The sequence below is a fragment of the Xanthomonas sp. SHU 199 genome, assembly GCF_000364665.1.
Lineage (GTDB): Bacteria > Pseudomonadota > Gammaproteobacteria > Xanthomonadales > Xanthomonadaceae > Xanthomonas_A > Xanthomonas_A sontii.
On the sequence record NZ_AQOI01000309.1, the window covers coordinates 1 to 2,482 of the forward strand.

The following is a 2,482-nucleotide window of genomic DNA, read 5'->3' on the forward strand; positions in this document are numbered from 1 at the left end:
TGCCAAAGGCGGGGTTTTTAGAGGTGCCCTGAAGTCCCGACGCCTTGAAGTCGGGTACCTTAGGCACGGCTGGCGCCTCTGGAAATCCAGGATGCTTGTCATGGGCGCGCCAGGACGCTGCGCCATGCGGCGCAACGTCCCGGATGCAGGCCCTCAGCCTTCGTCCTGTTCGAACTCCACGACCACGTCCAGTTCGAACGCCAGGGCTTCCACGGCCTCGCGCACCTTCTGGGCGGTGGCGGCGTTGCCGGCCTCCACTTCCACTTCGTGGGTGCCCGGTCCCTGGTCGTCGGGCAGGCCGGCGGAACTGGAATCGTCGTCGTCCATGTGCGGCATCAGGTCGTCGATTTCCTCGACGTGTTCGATGCCGTCCAGGCTCGACAGCAGGTTGATGATGGCGCGGGCATCGTCCTCGCTGCCGGTGATGCGGATGCGGAGCTGGGGCATGGGCCTTCCTCTTGGGGGGAAGGCGCAGGCTAGGGAGGCGTCGGCTAAGGCGGGGTGATGACGCGCTCAATGCATCGGCGCGACCGCATCCGGCCCGGCATGCTCGGCGATGGGCAGCAGCAGCGCCTCCGCGGCCGCGCGCAGCAGCGTCGGGGCAATGTAGCGGCGATGCGCGGCGGCGATCAGTGCCATGTACAGGTGCCCGAAGCGGTTGCGGCAGGCCACCCGCGTTTCCAGGCTCAGTTCGGCGCTGCCGTCGTCGCGCAGCGTCACCCCGACGCAACTGCGGAACACCAGGTGGCGATCGTCGGCACCGAGCAGCACCTGCACGCGTCGCGCTTGTGCTGATGACGCCTGCGCCAGCACCGGGAACCGCCCGGCAAACAGTTGATCGCGCTGCGGCGACAGCAGCGAGGACACCGGGCAGCCCAGCGGCGAGGTGCGCAGCCGCAGCGGCGCCACCAGCACGTTGCGCAGGCGCATCAGCCAGGTCACGCCGCGCGGCGGGTGCTGCAGGAAACCGTCCAGCAACGCCGTCATCAGCGCATGCGCTCCCAGTGGCCGCAGCGCCTGCGCCGGCACCGTCAGCCGCACGCTGTCCTGGTGATGGTGCGCGGGCAGCTGCGGTTCGAGCAGCGAGCCGGGCAGCAACTGCGGCGTCACCCGCGCCCGCGACAGGCGCGGCGCCAGTGCCGCGAAGCCGGCCGGATGTCGCCAGGCACCCAGCCGCTGCCGCAGGCGCCCGCTGAGGGCGCGCAGGCTGGCACACCAAGCCAGGCGCCGGCTGCCCGGCGAGGCCGCCAGCGACAATCGCACGGTCGGTACGGCCAGCCCCTGCGCCTGCGGCGACGCCAGCAGGGTCGCGACCGGCGCCGGCAGCAATTCGGTGAGCGTGGCGATATCGGCAGTGCCGGCCAGCACCTTCGCGCGCACGTCCTCGGCCAGCGTGCCGCCGGCTTCGTCGCTGTGGCAGGACAGGGCGAAGAACGCCGGATGCCCGGACTGCGCACGCAGCGGCGCGAACTGGTGCCAGGTGCCGCCGCCGAAGCGCACGCTGAACAGGCAGTCGGCAGGCAATTCGACATGCCGCAGCGCGGCGAGGAAATGCTGCGGATCTTGCTCCAGCTGCGCCGGCGAGGCGGTGCTGAAACGCAGCAACGCGCCGCCGCTGCCGGTGATCGCGGTGAACATGCGATGCCCGGCATGGCAATGGAACGGATGGCCGCCGCTGCCGACCGCGAACGAATACAGCGCGGTCGACTCGCCGTTGCCGAAATCGGTGCCGGCCAGGCGCGCCGAGGGTTCGTCCAGCGCGTCGCGGAACTGCGGATGCGCGCGCTGGCGCAGGCAGGCCTGGGCGATCAGCGGATCGCCGGCGCCGACGCCGAGCTGGGCGATCAGGATGACCTCCACCGGCAAGCCACCGCTGTAGGAGGGCAGGCGCACCGAGGGGAATCCGGTCTGTGCGGCGGCGTGTTCGCTGAGCGGTGCGGCGGTCATCGGCGGACTCCTGTTGCCGTGGCGGAAGGATCAGGCGGTGCGCTTGGCCTGCCTGCGCGACTCGCGTTTGAGCGGGCCGGCGCTGGGGCAGATCTCGAAGGCGAAACCGCTGAGAGTGTTGACCAGGTTGTCGGGGGTGAGCCGGTAGACCACAAACTGGCCGCGACGCTCGCTCGCCACCAGCCCGGCCGCTTCCAGCACGGACAGATGCCGCGAGATCGCCGGCGCGCTCATCGCGAAGCGCTGCCCGATCTCGCCGGCCGTGAGTTCCTGTGCCGACAGGTAGGCCAGGATCTCGCGGCGCGGGCGCGAGGCGAGGGCTTCGAAGACGCGGTCGATGGACATCGGAGATTAGCTAATTAACGAATTAGTTAATTAATGACGCGGTGTGTGTCGCTTGTCAATGGCGTCCTTGCTGGCGCCCCGTGGTTGAGCCGATTCGCGTGGTTTCCCGCAGGAGCGGCTTCAGCCGCGACACAGGCCGACCGGTAACGCCGCTGTCGCGGCTGAAGCCGCTTGTGTCAAATAAGGGTCT

At 69.7% G+C, this 2,482-nt stretch carries 3 protein-coding genes; all 3 read right to left on the reverse strand.

The window, feature by feature from the left end; all coding sequences use genetic code 11:
* Positions 1–153: 153 nt before the first annotated feature.
* Positions 154–447 (reverse strand): hypothetical protein, encoded by a 294-nt coding sequence (locus D183_RS0111180; RefSeq protein WP_017909065.1) that lies wholly within the window; start codon positions 445–447, stop codon positions 154–156.
* A gap of 66 nt (positions 448–513) precedes the next feature.
* Positions 514–1,947, reverse strand: a complete 1,434-nt coding sequence (locus D183_RS0111185; RefSeq protein WP_017909066.1) for a DUF2867 domain-containing protein — start codon at positions 1,945–1,947, stop codon at positions 514–516.
* Positions 1,948–1,977: 30 nt separating this feature from the next.
* Complete coding sequence (locus D183_RS0111190) at positions 1,978–2,292, reverse strand: metalloregulator ArsR/SmtB family transcription factor (protein WP_017909067.1); 315 nt, start codon at positions 2,290–2,292, stop codon at positions 1,978–1,980.
* Positions 2,293–2,482 lie beyond the last annotated feature (190 nt).

Coding starts and splice junctions, on each gene's coding strand:
- D183_RS0111180 (WP_017909065.1), bottom strand. CDS start 447: ATGCCCCAGCTCCGCATCCGCATCACCGGCAGCGAGGACGATGCCCGC.
- D183_RS0111190 (WP_017909067.1), bottom strand. CDS start 2,292: ATGTCCATCGACCGCGTCTTCGAAGCCCTCGCCTCGCGCCCGCGCCGC.
- D183_RS0111185 (WP_017909066.1), bottom strand. CDS start 1,947: ATGACCGCCGCACCGCTCAGCGAACACGCCGCCGCACAGACCGGATTC.